The 19,325-nt window shown below is 34.7% G+C and carries 19 protein-coding genes; 4 read left to right on the top strand and 15 right to left on the bottom strand.

Annotated elements, in window-relative coordinates; translation table 11 throughout:
- Positions 1–139 precede the first annotated feature (139 nt).
- Positions 140–1,258 (top strand): hypothetical protein, encoded by a 1,119-nt coding sequence (locus NEF87_RS05845; RefSeq protein ID WP_457919047.1) that lies wholly within the window; start codon positions 140–142, stop codon positions 1,256–1,258.
- Between the two features lie 375 nt (positions 1,259–1,633).
- Positions 1,634–2,395, top strand: coding sequence for a C13 family peptidase (locus tag NEF87_RS05840; protein WP_457919046.1), 762 nt, complete (start codon positions 1,634–1,636; stop codon positions 2,393–2,395).
- Between the two features lie 221 nt (positions 2,396–2,616).
- Here the strand turns inward: NEF87_RS05840 and NEF87_RS05835 are convergent, their stop codons facing one another.
- From NEF87_RS05835 to NEF87_RS05815, 5 genes are all read right to left on the bottom strand, one after another.
- Positions 2,617–4,869 carry a GTP-binding protein gene (locus NEF87_RS05835; protein ID WP_457919045.1) on the bottom strand — a complete coding sequence of 751 codons (2,253 nt, stop codon included), beginning with the start codon at positions 4,867–4,869 and terminating at the stop codon, positions 2,617–2,619.
- A gap of 419 nt (positions 4,870–5,288) precedes the next feature.
- On the bottom strand, positions 5,289–5,810 hold the full coding sequence (locus NEF87_RS05830) for a GNAT family N-acetyltransferase (RefSeq protein WP_457919044.1): 522 nt from the start codon (positions 5,808–5,810) through the stop codon (positions 5,289–5,291).
- A gap of 200 nt (positions 5,811–6,010) precedes the next feature.
- The gene (locus NEF87_RS05825) at positions 6,011–7,168 is read right to left on the bottom strand and encodes an archaeosine biosynthesis radical SAM protein RaSEA (protein ID WP_457919043.1); all 1,158 of its coding nucleotides are present in this window, start codon (positions 7,166–7,168) and stop codon (positions 6,011–6,013) included.
- Positions 7,169–7,170: 2 nt separating this feature from the next.
- Positions 7,171–9,411: a DUF5591 domain-containing protein gene (locus tag NEF87_RS05820; protein WP_457919042.1), complete on the bottom strand. Its 2,241-nt coding sequence runs from the start codon at positions 9,409–9,411 to the stop codon at positions 7,171–7,173.
- A gap of 78 nt (positions 9,412–9,489) precedes the next feature.
- Positions 9,490–10,719, bottom strand: a complete 1,230-nt coding sequence (locus tag NEF87_RS05815) for an ArsA family ATPase (protein ID WP_371805454.1) — start codon at positions 10,717–10,719, stop codon at positions 9,490–9,492.
- A gap of 876 nt (positions 10,720–11,595) precedes the next feature.
- Here NEF87_RS05815 and dnaG point away from each other — a divergent pair.
- Positions 11,596–12,999: a DNA primase DnaG gene (gene dnaG / locus NEF87_RS05810; protein ID WP_371805453.1), complete on the top strand. Its 1,404-nt coding sequence runs from the start codon at positions 11,596–11,598 to the stop codon at positions 12,997–12,999.
- Between the two features lie 237 nt (positions 13,000–13,236).
- On the opposite strand, the gene NEF87_RS05805 is transcribed toward dnaG, so the two are convergent.
- From NEF87_RS05805 to NEF87_RS05760, 10 genes are all read right to left on the bottom strand, one after another.
- Complete coding sequence (locus NEF87_RS05805; RefSeq protein ID WP_457919041.1) at positions 13,237–13,434, bottom strand: protein translocase SEC61 complex subunit gamma; 198 nt, start codon at positions 13,432–13,434, stop codon at positions 13,237–13,239.
- A gap of 72 nt (positions 13,435–13,506) precedes the next feature.
- Positions 13,507–14,409, bottom strand: a complete 903-nt coding sequence (gene ftsY, locus NEF87_RS05800) for a signal recognition particle-docking protein FtsY (protein ID WP_457919040.1) — start codon at positions 14,407–14,409, stop codon at positions 13,507–13,509.
- A 23-nt stretch (positions 14,410–14,432) separates the two neighbouring features.
- Positions 14,433–14,879 carry a prefoldin subunit alpha gene (gene pfdA, locus NEF87_RS05795; RefSeq protein ID WP_457919039.1) on the bottom strand — a complete coding sequence of 149 codons (447 nt, stop codon included), beginning with the start codon at positions 14,877–14,879 and terminating at the stop codon, positions 14,433–14,435.
- Between the two features lie 128 nt (positions 14,880–15,007).
- A complete protein-coding gene (rpl18a, locus tag NEF87_RS05790; protein ID WP_371805449.1) occupies positions 15,008–15,244 on the bottom strand; it encodes a 50S ribosomal protein L18Ae in 237 nt (78 codons plus the stop codon).
- Positions 15,245–15,398: 154 nt separating this feature from the next.
- Positions 15,399–16,073: a translation initiation factor IF-6 gene (locus NEF87_RS05785; RefSeq protein ID WP_371805448.1), complete on the bottom strand. Its 675-nt coding sequence runs from the start codon at positions 16,071–16,073 to the stop codon at positions 15,399–15,401.
- Between the two features lie 55 nt (positions 16,074–16,128).
- The gene (locus tag NEF87_RS05780; RefSeq protein WP_371806834.1) at positions 16,129–16,422 is read right to left on the bottom strand and encodes a 50S ribosomal protein L31e; all 294 of its coding nucleotides are present in this window, start codon (positions 16,420–16,422) and stop codon (positions 16,129–16,131) included.
- Positions 16,423–16,597: 175 nt separating this feature from the next.
- Positions 16,598–16,756: a 50S ribosomal protein L39e gene (gene rpl39e, locus NEF87_RS05775; protein WP_371805447.1), complete on the bottom strand. Its 159-nt coding sequence runs from the start codon at positions 16,754–16,756 to the stop codon at positions 16,598–16,600.
- A 22-nt stretch (positions 16,757–16,778) separates the two neighbouring features.
- Positions 16,779–17,132 (bottom strand): DNA-binding protein, encoded by a 354-nt coding sequence (locus NEF87_RS05770; RefSeq protein ID WP_371805446.1) that lies wholly within the window; start codon positions 17,130–17,132, stop codon positions 16,779–16,781.
- 27 nt (positions 17,133–17,159) lie between these two features.
- Positions 17,160–17,579 carry a 40S ribosomal protein S19 gene (locus NEF87_RS05765; protein WP_371806833.1) on the bottom strand — a complete coding sequence of 140 codons (420 nt, stop codon included), beginning with the start codon at positions 17,577–17,579 and terminating at the stop codon, positions 17,160–17,162.
- Positions 17,580–17,861: 282 nt separating this feature from the next.
- Entirely contained in the window at positions 17,862–18,512 is a 651-nt protein-coding gene (locus NEF87_RS05760; RefSeq protein ID WP_457919038.1) for an HAD family hydrolase, read from the bottom strand.
- A 129-nt stretch (positions 18,513–18,641) separates the two neighbouring features.
- On the opposite strand from NEF87_RS05760, the gene NEF87_RS05755 reads away from it, so the two are divergent.
- Entirely contained in the window at positions 18,642–19,274 is a 633-nt protein-coding gene (locus NEF87_RS05755; RefSeq protein WP_371805444.1) for a GyrI-like domain-containing protein, read from the top strand.
- Positions 19,275–19,325 lie beyond the last annotated feature (51 nt).

Here is a 19,325-nt window from a genome sequence, read left to right as displayed (position 1 = left end):
AGTCGTTTTAATTGTGATTGGAATGGAGATATTGAATGGATTTTATATTTGAAAAGATTCATGATAGAGAAATTTGAATGGGTGCATCAAATTGATTGCTTGAATTTTGAAGTTCTTAAGGGAGTTGAAACGACCATTGATGTTTGATGAATGTGAAATAGTTTTCTTCGATTTATGGGATGTAGGGACTTCAATTGACCTTAATCAAATTATAAAATTATTTCCTTCTTCTCAAAAGAGAAAATTCCGAATTAGTAAAAAAACTCCAAAGAATATTATATTACCTGAACCGTTAAACATTCATTTAGAAGATTATTTTCCAAAGAATGTAGAGATATTCGAGAAAATTTCCATTTTTGTTCAATTCTATGAAGATGGAGTCATCTCGTTTATCACACGTTCCATTGTGAAAAAAGTTTCTTTAGAGGAGCTTGACTTATTTCGGAAAACACAAAAGGTAAAATTCCCAAATAAAGCACCAATTTCCCTTAAGAAATGGATTAATCAACAATTTCAACATATTTATGCACAAATAAGACCATTCATCACGAAGGAGCTTTATAAATTTAATGTAAGAGATCCTGAATCTTATTCGGTTTTTTGTATTCGAGATAAGAATATCAATGCTTCTAATTTTGTTGAAACTCAGAAAGATTTAGTCGCTAAATTTTTATCTCGAGAACATTCAAACAATAAACTCCACCATACACAAATTACGGATATATTGAATAACAAATTCTCATATTTTGAAAAAGATTTGCTCCTTTTCGAATCAGAACGTGCCTTAATTTTTGATCCTTATCGTGATTATGAAGATATTCTCGCTATAGTCGAATTATCAAATTATATGAGTTTAGAATTACAAAATTTGGATTTCATTCTTGATAAATGGTTGAAAGATGCAGAAATTGAATCTACTTTTCTTTTTCAAAATAAAAATCATCGGCAAATTAAGTTAAAAGCAAAAAGAATACAACAATTAAGAATTGATGCTCTATTTATGCTTGAAAATATTGAAAATGTTTCAAAAATTATTGGGAACTTTTTTTTAGGGGAAATATACAAACATATTTGCAATTTGTTTGATCTTTCATCTTGGATCACTTCCATTAGGGCGAGAATTGCATACTTAACTGAAGTCTATTCTCTTAGCATCCAAAATTCCTCGGAAGATAAAATGTGGAAGTTAGAACTCTTAATGGCTCTTTTCTTTTCTTTGGAAATCATCTTATTTTTAATAGATATAATACGAGTGTAAAAGAGAGAAAAATCTCAAAAAAAGTAAGAGTTATCAAAAATAAACCCAATTATATCTGCTATTTGTTCAATCATTCTATTACTTTTAACAATTGTTCTATATAGTAATAAAAAAGTAGATATCGTAGCTATTTCTCTTATCTTCTTAGCTTCCGAATTCGCATAGAGAGAGCGTTTTACAAAAATATGAAAATAGATGTTAATCTGTTATGATTCATTTTTCCATTTCATTTATATGTAATGTGAACAAAGGTAACATGCTTAATTGCAATACATTTATGTGGTTGAATTGCAATCGGATCAAAACGATCTTTAAGCACTCATACATAATAAGCAAAAATATCCCATATTTTTCTTATTTTGAAATGTGATTAACATGAAGAGAAAATCTATAAGTTTGGCTCTTGTTGGGTTATGTTTAATTTTTGTAACTGTCTTCAGTTCAAGTTACACTCCTGCAAGTGCCTTTTCCTTTGCTTTAGATGATGCTGAATCAAGCGATCGAGAATTAGAAACCTTGAGCTTAGGATCAGCTAATGCAATTCCAGAAAAGATCGCCGTCTTTTTCTGGGCAAGTGATGCTGGAACTCAAGCATGCGTTGATGAATATTGGGCAATCTTACAAGACGAAGGTTATACCGTTATGTATAACTTCAAAGATACTGCTGATTTTGAAGCCGATTTCAACACAGTTGAGGCATATGAAGGTGTTGAAGATACCGTTTTCTTCTATCTTTTCGGCCATGGAAACAACAATGGTGAAGATTCATTGACCGCTTTTGCACCTGGCACCAGTATAGTGTATTCTAGCGAACTTCGAGTAATGTTTGATCGATTGGAAGCAGAACGAATTAGTTTCTTAATCGAATCTTGCCATTCCGGTGGATTCCCATTGGATTTCCAAGCATCTCCATATTTAGCAATGTCCACCTCAGATGAAGACCACAATTCCTATGCTCTTGCCGAACTTCCAGGTGAAGGTAAATTTTCCGATGCCTTCTTTGACCATGTCGCCGACGGATACAACGCAGTTGATAGTTTCCACTTTGCAGAAGATTTAGTTTTATCTGTTAGACAAAGAAATCGTAGACAATATCCAATCATTGTCGATTTTTCTGACTATGTTTGGTTTGCTTAAATCTCTTACCTGAAGCCAAAGAATTATTCTATTCTTCCGATCCAACTTAATCGTTGGTATCGATTTTTTTCTGGTTTTTTTCTAGCAATTTTAGATAATTTCCTAAAAACAATCGGACAATAAAACGGTTGTGAATGGTTTAGCGTTTCCAGTTTTTCATTTTTGAAAACAAATTGTAATAAGAATATAGAAATAAAAAAAATTGAAATCCACAATGGTCTTTACGTGCGGACATAGATGAATCGTTTGAAATTGCTGCCATCTGGCATTTGTTCAGACATTTCTTTGCGCTTGCGAATTTCCATGATATACTTTTCCATAATTGCGCGTGGAATAGCTTCAAACCCTGCAAACTGGTATCCAAAGAATGCCCGTCCTTGGGTGGCTCCTCGGAAATCATCGGCAATTCCTTTACTTAATTCTGAAGCAGGTAATTTTCCTGTGACACGCATGTAGGCACCATCAGGTAAAATATCACCAATAATTCCTCGATGCTGAGTCAGTACTTTGATGATACCCCCTTCGGTTCCGTTAGGGGTTTTGATATCTGCATGTTGGATAGGTTCAAACATTTTTGGTTTAGCTGAGAGGAACCCGAGGGCTAAGTTGGCGTTTACCATGGTAGCAATTTCCCCGAATCCTGTGTGAGCAGGATCAGAGTGGACTGTACAATCGGTAAAGGTTGCCTTTACTCCCATTACAGGTTCTTTGGCTAATGGGCCATGTTCACAGAAGGATCGGAACGCATCAATTACCGCTGATTTGATTCGGTCCATCCGTTGTAATCCTTTGGATCCATCGACTAAAAGGTTGCCTTCATAGGTATCCCAAATCTTGCGAGCTTCTTTGGCATCCCAGCCAGCTTTTTCCCGTAAGATTTTACCCATGGTTTTACGATCCATCATTTCGTTGATTTCACCATCCAAACTAAGTTTGGTGGCTACCGGATCTAAGGGTTCAATAAACATTTTCATTCGGTTATGACCGTTTGGAGATTTAGTGTAGTATAATTCACCTTTATCGGTGCACATTTCCCGGTATACAATAATTGGTTCTCCGATCTTGATTTTTACTTGTTTGTTAATCCGCTTTGTGAGAATTTCAATTTGAAGGGGATCGATTCCACTGAGCACATATTCTTTGGATTCCTTGTTTAAACTGAACTTGGCGGTGTTGTCTGCCATTAACCATTTGGATGTGACTTCTCCGAGCTTTCCTAAGTCTTGAGGATCGATTGGAGTAATAGATCGAGACACTACAGCTTCACATGAGTATTTAATACTTTCAAACCTTGGAATATCGTCTTTGTTCTCATAACTTTCCGCATATTCCTTGCGTACGAAGGATTCCCCTGAGGGACAAATGAATCCAAACACTGCAAATAAGTTTCCAGCGGGTACCATGTCCATATCCAATAAATCGGTTATTTCCATAACACCTAATCTTTTAACTTTATATGATTTTTTTTGGTTGACTAAATAGATCGTATCTCCTTGGTGTAAGGATCCGGAGAACACCCGACCAATCAATGTGGGGCGGAAACTCTTTGGATCGATAAATACTTTGGCAATCATTCCTAATAATTCACCCTTTGGATCGGAATTAAGAATAGATTTCCCAAAATCAGTGTCCCAATCTACACCTGAGACAATGTGTTTCATTCGGAGTTTGGAGCCGGTAATGGGGTCTGGTAAATGATCGATAACCATCCGAAGTAAGGATTCATCCAATGGAAGATTCTTGCGGAGGAAATCAATGTCTCCTTCGTTATACTTTTCAAACACGAAAGTTGGTTTGATATTATTTTGTTTCAAAATTTCCATAGTAAATCCCCAACCATGTTTAGCCGAACCGAGAGCGACTTGGCTTTTAGCGAAATCGACGGTCCAGCTTGAACCTTCGGGTTGGAGTTCTCGAATGAGGTTATTAACATCATTGATAATCTCATCAACACGCTTATAAACCTCAGCAGGTTCAAGACGTAATTCAGAGATGAGACGGTCGACTTTATTGATAAACACTACTGGCTTACATTTTTCGTTTCCAACGGAAAGTCGAATGTTAGTTTCGGTTTGAGTCATCATACCTTCAAGGGCGTCTACAAGAAGAATAGCACCATCCGAGGTTCGGAGGGCTCGTGAGACTTCACCGGTAAAGGACAAGTGACCTGGAGTATCGTTGATCTGGAAAATGTATGCTTCTTCATCTTCGGGTTGGCGGTTGTCATTGAAGGCGAGGAGAACAACAGAAGTGAAAATAGTGATTCCACGGGCTTGTTCTTCATCATCGGAGTCCATTGCTTGCATTGCTCCGGCGTCTTCAGGGCGCATTAACCCTGCACGTTTTAAAAGGAAATCAGAGGTAGTAGTTTTACCATGATCGATGTGGGCAACGATGGAAAAGACACGCTTTTTAGCATAGCTTCCTTTTTGCACCATATCGACGATTTCTTGGGGATTTCTTACTTTAACCATTAATATATCGCCTAATAGGTAATTTTTCTGTGAGATTTAGGGGGTTGAAAAATCGAATCCAAAAATCCATAGAATTAAGTTGGTAAATGGCGCATAAAATTTGAATTTTTAGATTTAATCCGAAATAACAGCGTTTTTTGAATAATTGGGATGTGAAAAAAAATAGATGGAAATTAAAGCAAAACTTGTAAAGTTATTGTCCGAGTAAAATGGGACAGAAATGAATAACCGATTAAAATAATGTATATATTTGTTCAAAAGTGGTTTATTTAATGGAATTTTAAGACATACTCATTAAAAAATGAACATTCTAAGATTTTATTCTATTTTTTCTTCGTTTACTTAATAAAATCCTTAATTCTTTCCATATTACAATCAATACAAAGAAAAATGATGATACAAACAAGATTTGCAATTGTTTAGTTTTTTAGGTTGATGTGCAAATAATAGAAAATCTGGCCTACTTTCTCATTTTTGCTATTTTCAATAGCATCGGGGATGATCCCTATTCGCTTAAAGCCTATCTTTTTAAAGTATTTTTGTGCTGGGAGATTATCTTCGTAAGTATCTACAATAATTATTGATTTTCCTTGAGCTGATGCCCACTGACACGCATAATCAAATAGTAATGAAGTGATACCTGACCCTTGGTAATCTTTCGCTGTAACGACGGAGTACATGTGAAATCCTTGTTTACTCCAATATTCAGAGACTAGAGTCAAGGTCGCTATTAATTTTCCTTTAAATTCGGCAATAAATCGATTATTCTTATCCCTATGCTTTGCAAATCGCTTATCGGAAGCTCGCAATTCCGTAATACCTTCAGGTGAATTCATTTTATCAAAAAGATGGAGTACTAATTTATCAGGGTCTGTAGTGAGTTCATATTCGCGTAATATCACAAATCCATCTTGAAACGGGGTGATTTCCTGTTCAAACATAGGTTATTCCTATCTAAGAGAGATATAAATATAAATTTTGAGAGTTCGTAACTCTATATTTTTTGTCGAAATGACGATATTTCCTAGCGGGGCTTACTAAGGGATAGATAGATGCGTTTGATTTTCCAAAATTGAGAAAAGGGCAAAAAAATGGATATAAATGTTCCATATGGAAAAAAAAGAGCAAGATTAAAAGATTTTCAGAGATTTCCTAACAACAATTCCATTTCATAGGAGTTCCAACATGATCCAGAAAAGGTTTCGGGAATGCATGTGACATCTTGTTGAACAACAAACTCATGTAAGATTTGTAAGCATTCAACATTACTCTTATCAAACACTTGACAATTATGTACTCCACGATCTTTTCCGGCTGCAGAAGGATCACAGATAATTCGGGTGTGTTTTAAATCTTCATTGGTGAGGCTGTGTTTCAGAACCCAGAGGAGAGAGTAAAGCCAGGGGGATCGAAATCGGTTGATTTTTTCTAATTCATTGCAAATTGTATGCATCTGGATATTAGTTGGGTTAACTGAAATTGTGTCAATCCCATATTCGACACACTGGCGAATACTATGGTGGATGTCGACTAAGGCGGCATATTCGGGGAGAAATGGAGGTTTAAATAATAAATATGCTTTCACTCCAAAGTGAAATTTGTGTAAAATATCCATTGCTTTGACAAAAGCTTTCCATGCAAATCCTTTATTAATAATATTCGTTCGCACAAAATTATTAGTGGTTTCAAGTCCAACGCCAATTTCCAAATATTGCTTTGGAAGAATTTCATGATATTTGGTCATCAGTGTTTCTGTGATATATTCGGGACGGGATTCGATGACAATTTCCTTAATGGTGGGGTATGTAGCAAGTTTTTTAAGTATCCGGTATTGAAGATCCAAAGCAATTTCTTTGGGATCACAAAAGGATCCGGAAGTAAACATTTTGAATACAATTTTTTCTTCAGGGTTTCCCAATAACTCTTCATATCGGCTCAAAGCATTGGTAAATTGACTCCAATAATTTTCTTCTGTAATTGTTTCGGGGGCACGATCATTCCAATAACCGCACATGGTGCACCCTCCAGATTTAGATCGGGCCCATGAGCATGCAGAAGATTTGAATATAAGTGTAATTTCTTTCCCCATGCCTTCCTTTAGTCGTTCTTCTTTCGAGAATACTGCCACAGGGCGATCGAGCTTCACTTGTTTCTCATACTTACTCTTTTTTAAGGGGCGATTACGCAAATACACCAGTTCGTCCCACAGTTCATTGACATATTTGGGTTGATTTTCTAACCAAGCGTTTATTGCAGTAGTTAATGGTTTTTCGGAGTTAATTTTTTGAGTTTGTGCCAAGTTTAGTCATCTCCTTCAATTTCTTTAAGTAATGCCAGATCAGCACTGGGTGTTCCTTTTTTCTTGCGTTTTATCTTTTTACGCATTTTACAAACCTTTCCATGGAGTGCCGAAAGAATGTCTTGCGGAGAACTATTTAATTCACCTACGCCCAAATATTCTCCATTTTTATCGATTACTACTACATCATCATCAGGATGGGCTGTTTCATCTAGAGATGCTAAAATGGGTTTGAATACGGTGGTTCCCCGAAGATCCTCTTCATTTATTTTCACAAAGTTGCGATTGTGATCCAGTAATAGTTCCGCTCCCAATGGGGCCAATTTGAACAATCCCGAATCCATGTAGTATCTTCCTACTAAAAGTTTTCCCGCTCCATCGTATACATAGACTTCATTAAATTGAGGCCATCTTCCCTTTATCATCACTGCCCCGCGATCAGAAATCAGATCACCAGCTCCCTTGCCAAATTGATAATCAAAAGTAGCACGAATTATAATTTCATCTTCAGTCAAGCGGGTCATACGTTCAGCTTTTGACTGTGGATAATTTTTTTCTAATAGAGTCCGATTTTTTTGCAACCATTCCTGCAGTATCGAAAGGGTGCTATCACTTGAAGCACCTCCATGGGTATTTCCATCAATGGTATAATGAAAAGTAAATTTTGGATGAGTTTTTTGAATGAGGGTTTCCGCATATTGACACGCCAATTTGTATCCTCCCGAGAGATGGGCAATAATTTTCATAGATTCGTCTTGTTGAGTCCTCGATGGTATTTGAAATGCGGGATATTTCAAGATCCATGATGCTAGCGCTTCCCCCGTGGATCGAATTTCTGTTTCATCCCAACTTCCAGTCACCGGAATGTCATAATGTGCTGCTGGAAATACTCGTTCTAACTCACGGGGAATAACTCCGGTTGGAGATGTGATAATAATTTGATGAAGTTCAGTATAATATTTCCCAGTTGCCCGTTTAATTGTTTTTTGAAATCGTTGATGGGATTTTGATTGTGAATAAGGTTTTTTTGCCGAACATGGAAGAATTATTGCCATAGGGTATGCTCTACTCGGGGTAACTTCTTTTTTCACTCGATTGATGAAATTGGATATTTCTGGGCGAGTATAGGATTCGGAACCAATACACATCACTGGATGGGTGTTAATTAAGGGATAACGGGAATTTATCTCAGCTGCATAATTCACATCAATTAATTTTAGGAGGGATCCTGCTAAGGGGCTCGAATGAATTTTTGCTTCCAGATAGGTGCGAAAAGTAGCATCGGTGAAATATTGGTGAATCCTTCGGAATTCACCTACCATTTCTAAAAGATTATGGTTGAATATGTTAGATTGAGTTTCAATTGCCAATTCTCCATGAATTGGCATGAGGGGATACAAGTTGGAGCAAAAATTGCAACTACAAAGGGGATGTTGTAATTCTCTGATCCATTGTCTGGAATTGGATCCTATATACATCCCTTTCATGCTCCATTGGAAGATTGTACGGGCATCAATTAAATCAAATCCAAGATAAAGCGCTAAGGCATAGTCTTGTGGAAAAATCTGTCCTCCTAAAATCCAAATTAAGTCCGAAGGGATCTTTTGCTTCAATGTAAATATCCAATGAAGTATATCTGTCGCATTCATTAAATTTTTAAATAGATTGGAAAGCTGAATTCCTAAGATATGAGTTATATTTTCATTAATCCATTCAATAATAAGTGGTAAAAACTCTTTTTCTTGCTTAAAATTAAATTCCATAATAAATTTTTGATCCTTTGCTTTGGAGAAGAGAACTTCGCTATATAATTTTAAACGATGCTCCAAACTTTTTACCTCATAATTCAAATAACGATTTGTATTCGTATTAGGATAAATTTCAGATAAAATTGGAATGTTCTCCAGCTCTTGAAGAGGATCTTCAAATAATGCATTTAGACTTTTAGGAATTCCAAATATTTCATTGGATGTTGTAAATAGGTCTGTTTGATGTGCTATTAATGTGCAATCTGATTTTAAGTTCTTTGGTGTGGTTTCATCTAAAATATGTAATGGATCTTCGATATGATAACCAATAATATTATCCGGTAGTAGAATAGTTGAGGGATCAATTTTGTTTATAAGGTTTTGATTGGTAGGGAAGATAAGATTTGGTGTTGAAAACGATTTTTCTCCGAAGGTAATACGCCCTTTCCGGGTCAATCCCATTTGTTTTTTAATTTCAAAACGTGTTTTTTTCATATGTTGAGAAAATGAATGAATGAAAAGCAAAAAAATTTGGGATTCATAAAAAAAAATTGAAAAATTTTTCCTTGGTAATTACGCGTTATCCCATTTTTTTCGTATTTCATCAATTTTGAAGACATGTTCTGTTTTAGTTTTCTTGGGATTTTTAATAACTCTATGTAGGGGATTAAGAATGTCCCATACAGGCGTATCACCATATATTTCATGAGCCAATTTTAGCAAACCCTCAATTCCAATTGGAGGTTGATCTAAAAGTTGAGATTCCCATACCTTTTGATCTAGAAAATTGTCCCGTATTGCTTTTTGATATATTTCTTGGTTGTTAAGGATATTATCAAGATAAGGTGAATTACCCCGTTCTGATTCTGGAATTAAACGGTTAATATGAATAGCATCGACTGAAACATAGGGAAGTGATAACTCACGTGCTCGTTTTGCTTCTTCAAAGGATGGTTTTTCCGCAATACTGACCAGACGCAGTGAGCCTAACCAGTTCATTAACTGCGTAATTCTTTTAGATCTTTCTTCCATATCTAGCACGATATCAAGAATTTCTTGGGCTAAATTTTTTTGTTCTTCTTTATCTAACTGATCTTCTTCATTGCGTTCATCTCCCACAATCCGATTTGCCATCCATGATGCAGGTTTGACCCATTTAGTGAGTTTTTTAAGTTTATTGAAGGAACCTTGAATGCTTGACAACATCTTTAAGGTTAATCGCATCATTTGTTGGGTTGCATCAGTCGGGATTTCAAATAATGCAATCATATTACCTGTTGGGGGAAAATCGCACACAATTATATCGAAATCCGGAATATTTTGCCGTTCTTCAAATGGGGTCTCATCTGTTTGATCAATACCTTTATATCGCATTTGTTTTTCCCCAATTTGTTCCATGGGGTTCTCTGCATCAATAATACTTTGGAAGAATAGGGAATTTTTCAAGGCGAGAGGAATGTTATCTCCTTCTACAGCTTCAGAAATAATATTGCCTAAATCCGGAATCATGGCAATTATTTTTGATGAATTGATTAATTCTTGAGTTTTCTTGGTCAATTCTCCTGTATAGGCCTTAGTATATTTATCGGGATCGGGCTCAATGGCAAAAAGGTTCTTAGTAATTTGGGTTACATCATTTCCAATGTGTTTGTCAAAGAGATCCGATAAATTATGTGCAATATCAAATGAAATTAAAAGTACGTTTTGATCTTGTAATTGATCGGCAAGATGTACTGCAGTCGCGGTGGAAATGGAAGATTTTCCAACTCCTCCTTTCCCTCCAAAAATAATTAGGTTTTCCATATTAACCTCTGGATAATTCTTGTATAAGTTGAATTAAAATTTTTTTAATTTATTTTTAATAAATAAGGAGAAAACCATATTTTTTGAAGGGAAATGTTTTTTTACTCCGAAAACCTATTCTTATTTAGAGGAAAAGTTCCTCTTCACAAACTAACTAAGTAATTCGCTTAAAATTCTTGAAACAATATCAATTCTAAAGAGAGTTGTAAGAATATAAAAATCGAGAATTCATTGCGATGTTAATAGGAAAATATGTCAAAAAATTACTAAACTGTTCTATTACCAATTACAAGTACAATCTATCAAATATTACAAACAGTTAGAAATACATTCATTCCCACACACCGTGGGGTGAAATCAAAAATCAAATATAAATAAAAATTATCACCAATCACGTAGGATAATTTCACATCAAGAGGGAAACGCATTTACGAGCATTTTACCACGAGGAAATCGTGGCGATGCTACTACTAAAATAACACAATGTTGGTTCAAAACCGCATTCAAATCATATTCAAAGTTTAAAAAATTCATAATAAATAAAACCCAAACACCCATTATCAAGTTCAATGCTCATTGGTCAAGAGAACTTCAATTTCCAAAGTAAAAACGGAAACCAAGACTTTATTGGATAAATCCATCGAAGTAAATTGGAATTTGCTTCATTTGATCAAGGGGAAAAGTAATTAGAAAAGTGAAGGACAGTAGGTCTTAATATCTGAAGATATCTTCGCACTTGGAAGACTAGGTATTAGTAATATATGTATTTTATAAACGACGGATGATAGTTTTGGCTCAATCATTTGTTATTCTTGTTTTCATCTTCGATGAGGGATTTTCATAAGATTTCTGATAAATAAAATATAGTGAAAATTCATGACAAAAGGAATAAATGAATCGGTAGACCAAACATCTGCAAAATATAACATTTCAGCCACATTCAGTGTTCATGGTGTTGTAGAAGTGCAAGATGTTGTTGGTGCCCTTTTTGGCCAAACTGAAGGATTATTAAATGATCTCGAACTCCGGGAATTGCAAAAATCCGGACGAATTGGCCGTATTGTTGTAAATGCTACTTCAGCAAATGGAGTAACCACCGGGGATATAATCATCCCTTCAAGTCTTGATCGGACAGAAACAGCTATTTTAGCAGCTACTTTAGAGACAGTAGATCGTGTAGGACCTTGTCGAGCTTCTTTAGTATTAACTGAGATTAGGGATTTACGAGAATCTAAGTTGAAGCAAATTGAAGCACGTGCAAAAGAATTATTGAAAGATTGGAAGGCGGGAAGAGCTGATAAAGAGAATATCTCTGATAAAATCAATCTCGAACTCCAAAAAGAATCAATCATTACATGGAATGGATTACCTGCTGGAGCTGATATCAATACAGCAGATCGTGTTATTATTGTCGAAGGTAGAAATGATATCCAACAATTATTAAAAATTGGAGTAAAAAATACTGTCGCTGTCAATGGAACTTCGGTTCCCAAAGCAATTATTGACCTCACCCATAAAAAAGAGTGCATCGCATTTTTAGATGGTGATCGTGGAGGCGATATGATTTTAAACGAATTATTACAGGTCTCAAAAATTAAATTTTATGCACGAGCCCCCAACAACCATGAAGTTGAAGAACTTAATCCAAAAGAATTGGTTAAGTGTCTGCAACAAAAACGCCCCATTGAACATTTATTAAAAGAACGAAAAGCAAAAGATGATAAATCCCGATATGAACGAGATTTAAAAGATGCAAAAGATAAACGACGAAACTCTTCTTTTAGTCGTTCTGCCTCAAATCGCGTTAATGAACGTACTGACAAAGATCGACATACTCGAGATCGCTCCCCACGGGATCGCAATAGCCATGATAGAAATCCTCGCAACTCACGAGATAAATTTGATAATCGAAGAGACGGAGGACGATTTCAAAAAGGAGATCGAAAAAATTCTCGGGATCATAATCGAATTCCTGCTGCTTTACTCAATTTACCTAAAGAAAAACTCTCACCTATGATCAAATCTTTAGTTTCAAGCAATGAAGCAATTGGTTTGAATGAAACATATGATGAAATATTGAGAACGAGTAATGTTAATATTTTCAATAAAATGGATTCCAATATGAATACAGTTGTAATTGACGGTGTTGTCACCCAACGTTTTGTTGATAAAGTCATTGCTCAAGGAATTAAACGTATCATAGCGGTCAATATCAATCCCCAATTAAAGATTCAAAGTAATTCTGAAGTTGAATTATTTTATTTTAAAGATTTCCTTTAATTTCTTTTTTTTACTTTTACTTTTACTATTTCTAATTAAAATGAAACAGAAAGTCATTTCATAAAATCAGATGTCCATAACAAATTTGGATTTTTTCCAAAGAGATATCCTGCTCCGCTCCGCAAGGAAATTTACAAACTCTCAACCCAATTGTCATTGAAAGAATGAAATGGTTAGTGACAAATTAGCAAAAAAAGAATTGTTTATGAAAATAAGTTCTAAGACACTGGAAGTGAGTTAAAATGGAATAAAGTTAAATATCAATTGAAAGATATAAGAAAGACCGCCGATAATTCCTATCCCAATTAAACACACTTTCATCATGGTAAAATATTCTTTTCGAGTAGGCTTTGTGGAAATGGTGATTATCCGTTTGGTATTCAACCAAAATTTCTGAATTTTATTTAAAGTAGGGGCATCTTTATCTACAGTCATTACGATTCACATTTTTGAATTTTCTATTTATTAAAAAAATTGTTGTTCGGTTTTTGATCTTTCCCAACAAAATTAATTTTTTGTATTTCCCATTAGCTTCGATATAAACCATTTTGGATCGAAATGGATTAAATCTTCATATTTTTGGCCGACTCCGATATAAATTATTGGCTTTTTGGTTATATATGCTATCGATAATGCAGCCCCTCCTTTCGAATCTGCGTCCAATTTGGTAATAATTGAAGCATCAATCCCAATAGATTCGTTAAACTTTTCTGCTTGGACTAAAACATCATTTCCTGCAAGAGAGTCTCCAATAAATAATGTTAAATCGGGGGTATTTACCCGTTTAATTTTCTGCAATTCCGTTAACAAATTCTTATTGGTCACTTGACGACCACTTGTATCGATAATTACAGTATCGAGTTTTTTTGCTGTAGCATGATCAATGGCATCATATGCGACCGAAGCTGGATCTGAACTATACTCTTGTTTGATGAGTCGAGTATCGAGTTTTTTCATATGTTTTCCTAATTGTTCAATTGCACCCGCACGAAATGTATCTGCTGCTGCTACAACCATAGAAATATTTTCTTTCTTTAGGAGATGCACCATTTTAGCGATTGTGGTTGTTTTTCCCGTACCATTCACACCTAATACCATAATTACATATGGTTTCCTTTTATTTGGGCGGTTTTTGATGGTATTTATGAGATCAAATTGGTTTTCCACACTCAAAATTTGATATATCGAATTTTGAATTGCTTTTTGTAATGTATCTTTTTTAGAAAAAGCTCCGATTTTTTCTCCAGTGAGCTGTTTTTCTGTCGCTTTACAGATCTCTTCAGCTGCCTGAACCGCAACATCACTTTTTAATAATGTTAATTTGAGTTTTTCCATGGTTTTATCCATATTTTTTTCGGATAAAGTGACCTTGAAAATGCTGGATAAGCCATGACTTAATTTTTTAAACATTTTTTACCACAATTCCCACAAAACTACTTTGGTGCAATTCCACTCATACGGTACAAATTTTCAATTTGGGGTCGGATTTGAGCCAGTTTTCCTTCCACATCCCCCAATTGACCATTAAGTCGTTCTTTTATGCTATTGTAATTTTCAAGAAGTTTAGAAATACTATTTAATCCATCTTCCAGATTCTTTTCTATTAACATATCAGAACTGATTGAGACAGTCACTTTACTGGGGTCGATGAGTTTTGCTTTTGTATATGCATTTGCACCTACGGGAAGTAATACTTCTTGGTCAGGAGTGATTTCTGAAAATCCTTCTAAAGTGATTTTTGAGAGGGTAACTCCACGGATTTGACCTTCTAGCATTTTTAGCTGTTCGATTAATCCCTTTTGTTGGTCTTCTAAAACTTGAAACACATAAAATAATTGTTGAACATCTTTTTGGGATGGCGGATTAGTTGGGGTGCTCATTGAAATAATTTTCCTATAAATTTTAATTTATTAAATGTATTTTGATATAAAAAGAGAATCACAAAAAAAATTCAATCGGATCAACACCAGGATTGGTATAGGTCGTTCGATATTGAATTTATGATCACTTACATAGTGGCTAACGTTTTAATATAAAGATCATCACATTCTTCTGCTGAAATAACTTTACATTCTGTAATAGTAATCTTTCTTCGAAGGATTTTCGAAGCGGTGACAGTAGAAAGAACTTTTTCCATTGCATTATCTTCAGATAAGGCTCGGACATGTTTGGTAAAAGAGAATTTTTGGTGCTTCATAACATATTTACCGGAAATTTTATAAATTTTAACTTCAGTCTCGGGCATAATTTTTCACTTAATTTTAATTAAATTATAGTTGAAAATAACGCTACATCATTTTAATTTTTTATCATTTTCAATTTGAATTTCCATTAAATTTTTATGGAATTGTGAAATCTGAGGTAGATTTCAATAATAAATTAAAAAATAATTGAGATTTTTATTCTAACTCTAATATTTCAGAAATCCGTTGAATTTCAGGACCAGTGCAGTTTCTTCCAAAAATACCGCCAAAATCATTAACTAAGGCCCCTCCGTTTGGATAAGGAATACCCATATTTACGGTACTCACATCAATTTCTACTTTTAAAAATTCGGCGATTGTTTCTGCATCTTCTTCGGTAATCATAGGATGTACAATCACTCCTTTATTATTTGCTAAACCACAAGCTCCTGCTAAATCGGTTCCTGCAAAATCAAGGACTTTGACTGGAACTTTTAAAGCAGCTGCAATGGCTTCTTGGGCATCAACTAATCTTGATGAAATTATTGCTCCATGATCGTTGCACAGGACTAAATTTCCAAATGCATTATGTTCCGAATCAATAATTGTGATTTGAAAATCAGATTTCATATTTTGCTTGAGAATTTCCAGTTCATCATCCTGTATTGTCGCTGGGACAATTATTCCATGGGAATTCATTGCAAGTAAGGAACCTACTATCGCTCCTCCACCGATAAAAGTTTCAATGGTTATTATTTCTGAATTGATCTTTTTTACCTGATCCAATAATTTTGGCTGGATTTTAGGAGGATGAATGAAATATTGATTGTTCAAGGAAAGATATACTCCTAATTCTGACCCGCCAAAAACGTTTTCTTTTATAATTGTCACAAAAAATCATCTCTTGTAATATTAATATATGAAAGTAGAAAAAAAAGTAACTTATTTATGCAAGATAGGCTCTTACAATGCCATCGATAGATTTTGTTACTCGAACTCGAACTTTTCGTGGAGGATTTTTAATACCATTTTCCCAGATTCGTTCATTAACATCTTGGGAAATATACACTTCTCCTTCCGGTTTCATGTGTCGTTCAAGGAATTCACGCACTACTTTAATTGCTTTTTTACTGCGTTTCCATCGAGGTGTTAATTCAAATCCTTTTTTGGCTAATGGGATTGTATAGAAGCGTTCTTCTTGAATTTCTTCATCGAAATCTGCTTGTTCATCTTCACTGATTTCTTGTTCAAGTTCACTGATTTCTTCCGCAGATTCTGGAACTTCATCAACATCAAATGCATCAACATCTTCGGTTTCTTCTTTCTTAATAGGTTTAGCTTGAACTTCTTCTTCAGCGACCTTTATTTTTTTTGTAATTACTTTCTTTTTTGCCATTTAAATCACCCAATTAAGATTAAGACTTTATCCGTTGAGATCTCCAATGTCGACGGCTGTGTGGTGTCCATCGCACTTTTCCCTTGGTCTTTTGAACGACCCATGTTGGGACATTACCACTTATCTTCTTGGCTTTGCCTAAGCGAAGCTTTTTTGGTAAACTTTTATTTCTTGCCATTTTTATCACTTAATTATTATATTTATTTAAATTTGATTTTTCGTTCTCTTTTCTGAGATTGTTGAAGTTGAATCAGTAAAGCTTTCAATTTTTCATCAGGAAGGGGTATTTGATTTCCTAATGCTCCGGACTGGTAGGCTTGAATCAGCTGTAATTCGAGATTTTCTGCAAAATCTGAACGTGCTAATCGGATATTGGCTAACCTTGCCCGAGCTTCTGACGAAAGAATTTTTCCAAGTATTGCTTGTTTTTGGGCTTGAAGCATTGCATTTTGCTGAGCTGCTGCTTGAGATTGTTGAGCTTGTTGTGCCTGCTGTTGTTGCATCTCAATCATTCGTTGTTCTCGTAACTTTCGCAATTCTTCATCTTCACTCATTCGTATCAACCTTTGAAAAAGATTTTATTATGCAGTTATTTTTGATTCTGTTCGGGAAATTTCTGCCGCGGTTTTATCTAAGATAGATCGTCCTGCATTAGTTAATTCTCGTCCAGATTTTTCGGTTTTTTTGACAAAACCTGCTTTTTCCAATTGTTGTAAGATACGTCGGATGATTGCACCAGAACCAGATGCACTATGATTATAGTGAACAAATCCTGGACTTCTTCCACCATATACCTTTTTCAATCGATTAATTCCGATTGGTTTTCGGTATAATTTTCGTAAAAGGCTGGCTGCTCGAATATACCAGAAATTCTCGTAATCCACAGGGGGATACTCTCTTATCCAGCTAGTCTTCCAAAACATCATTTCTTTCGGGGCTTCAATTGTATCAATTTCTTTCAACTTTTCTGAAACTGCGGCAATTAAATCCTGCGGATAGATATCATATATGTTAATTTTGCATTACCTCGCTTTAGCTTGCGCTAAATTCATATCAATCGATCGAAAATACCGATCATTGATCGACATGTATGTAAAACAAACAAAAATTAAAAAATTTTCGATTTTGGAAGATTGATTTGGAAATTGGTTGCTGATTTTTTAATTGAATTGAAGAATTGTTACTTTATTCTTAATTACATGTAGATTTGACCTACAATTTAAATCTAACGTTCAATTTTAATCTGTTTTTAATATTTCCATCAAAAAATAGGTAAATTTGCTCTAAAGTAAAAGGTGAGATAATTCTGCCACTGAATGTGCAATCATTGTTGGATTAGCATGTTTAATTTCTTCAAGATTTCCATATCCATAGGTTACCCCGATTGAATCAATTTTTGTATCCTTAGCACCAATAATATCATATTTACGATCTCCAACCATTACAATTCTTTCTCGCGGACATTGTGGTATTTTTTGTAGCACGTATTCAATAATGTCTGCTTTCTTGACTCTTGTCAAATTCAAGTTTGAACCAACAATTTCCACACAATAATCTGCAATTTTGAAATGGTTTAAAATATCCTTAGCAAATTGTGTTGGTTTTGAAGTAGCAACATAAATTTTGCGTTTTTGATCATGAATTCGCTTCATCAGTTCAGGAATTCCCGGATATATTTGATTTTCAAATAAACCTTTGACTTTAAAATATTCTCGGTAATAATTTATTGCTGTAAGGGCTTGATCATGATCCATGTGGAAATAATACTCAAAAGATTCATCTAATGGGGGACCTATAAATTCGACAAGAGTTTTTGGATCATAATTTGAAATATTTAATTTTTTCAAAGCATATTTGATTGAATTGATTATTCCCTTCTTAGGATCGGTTAACGTTCCATCCAAATCGAAGAGAATTACATCATATTTTTCCATATTGCTTCACTAATGTCCAAAGATCCATGATGTTAAAACCTTACCCCGAGACCAACTCAATTTGTTTTAATATTCTTGTAATTTTGTTATAATTACCCGTTGATTTTCAATAAAAGGGGAATAAATCGTATGACACCTGCTAAATTTGATTATAAACTAAAATATCCTGAATTCTACAAACCCTCGTCCAAACATCCAACTATTCTGGAAATTCCAAAAATGAAGTTTTTTATGATAGATGGTAAAGGAGATCCTAATATTTCAAAAGATTACAAGAACGCCATAAGTACACTTTATGCGGTATCCTTTACTCTAAAAATGTATTACAAAAAGCAACCGGAAGGACAAGATTATGTGGTTCCTCCATTGGAAGGATTGTGGTATATGAAAGACATGGAAAAATGGACGATGGAAGAAAAGCGTTTATGGAATTGGACAATGATGATCCGAATTCCGGATTTTATCGGTGAAAAATACATCCAATATGCGAGTGAACAAGTAGCCTTGAAGAAAAGGGATAAAGCACCCTTAATTGATGATATCCGAGTGGAAATTTTTGATGAAAGAAAGGTGGTGCAAATTTTATATTTTGGACCTTATGATGAAGAACCTCCTACTATTAAACGGCTCCATCAATATGCCAAAGAAAATAACTTCCATTTACGGGGACATCATCATGAAATTTATTTATCAGATCCTCGTAGGACAAAACCAGAAAAATTAAAGACTGTTATCAGACAACCACTTGAGAAGATGTCTTGATAAGATTAAATTTAATCCTTTGTGGAGGTATTTTTTACGATAAAACGAGCA

Origin of the sequence: Candidatus Lokiarchaeum ossiferum, assembly GCA_025839675.1 — an archaeon.
Classification (GTDB): domain Archaea; phylum Asgardarchaeota; class Lokiarchaeia; order Sigyniarchaeales; family Promethearchaeaceae; genus Lokiarchaeum; species Lokiarchaeum ossiferum.
This window is presented reverse-complemented; position numbering and strand designations above follow the sequence as displayed.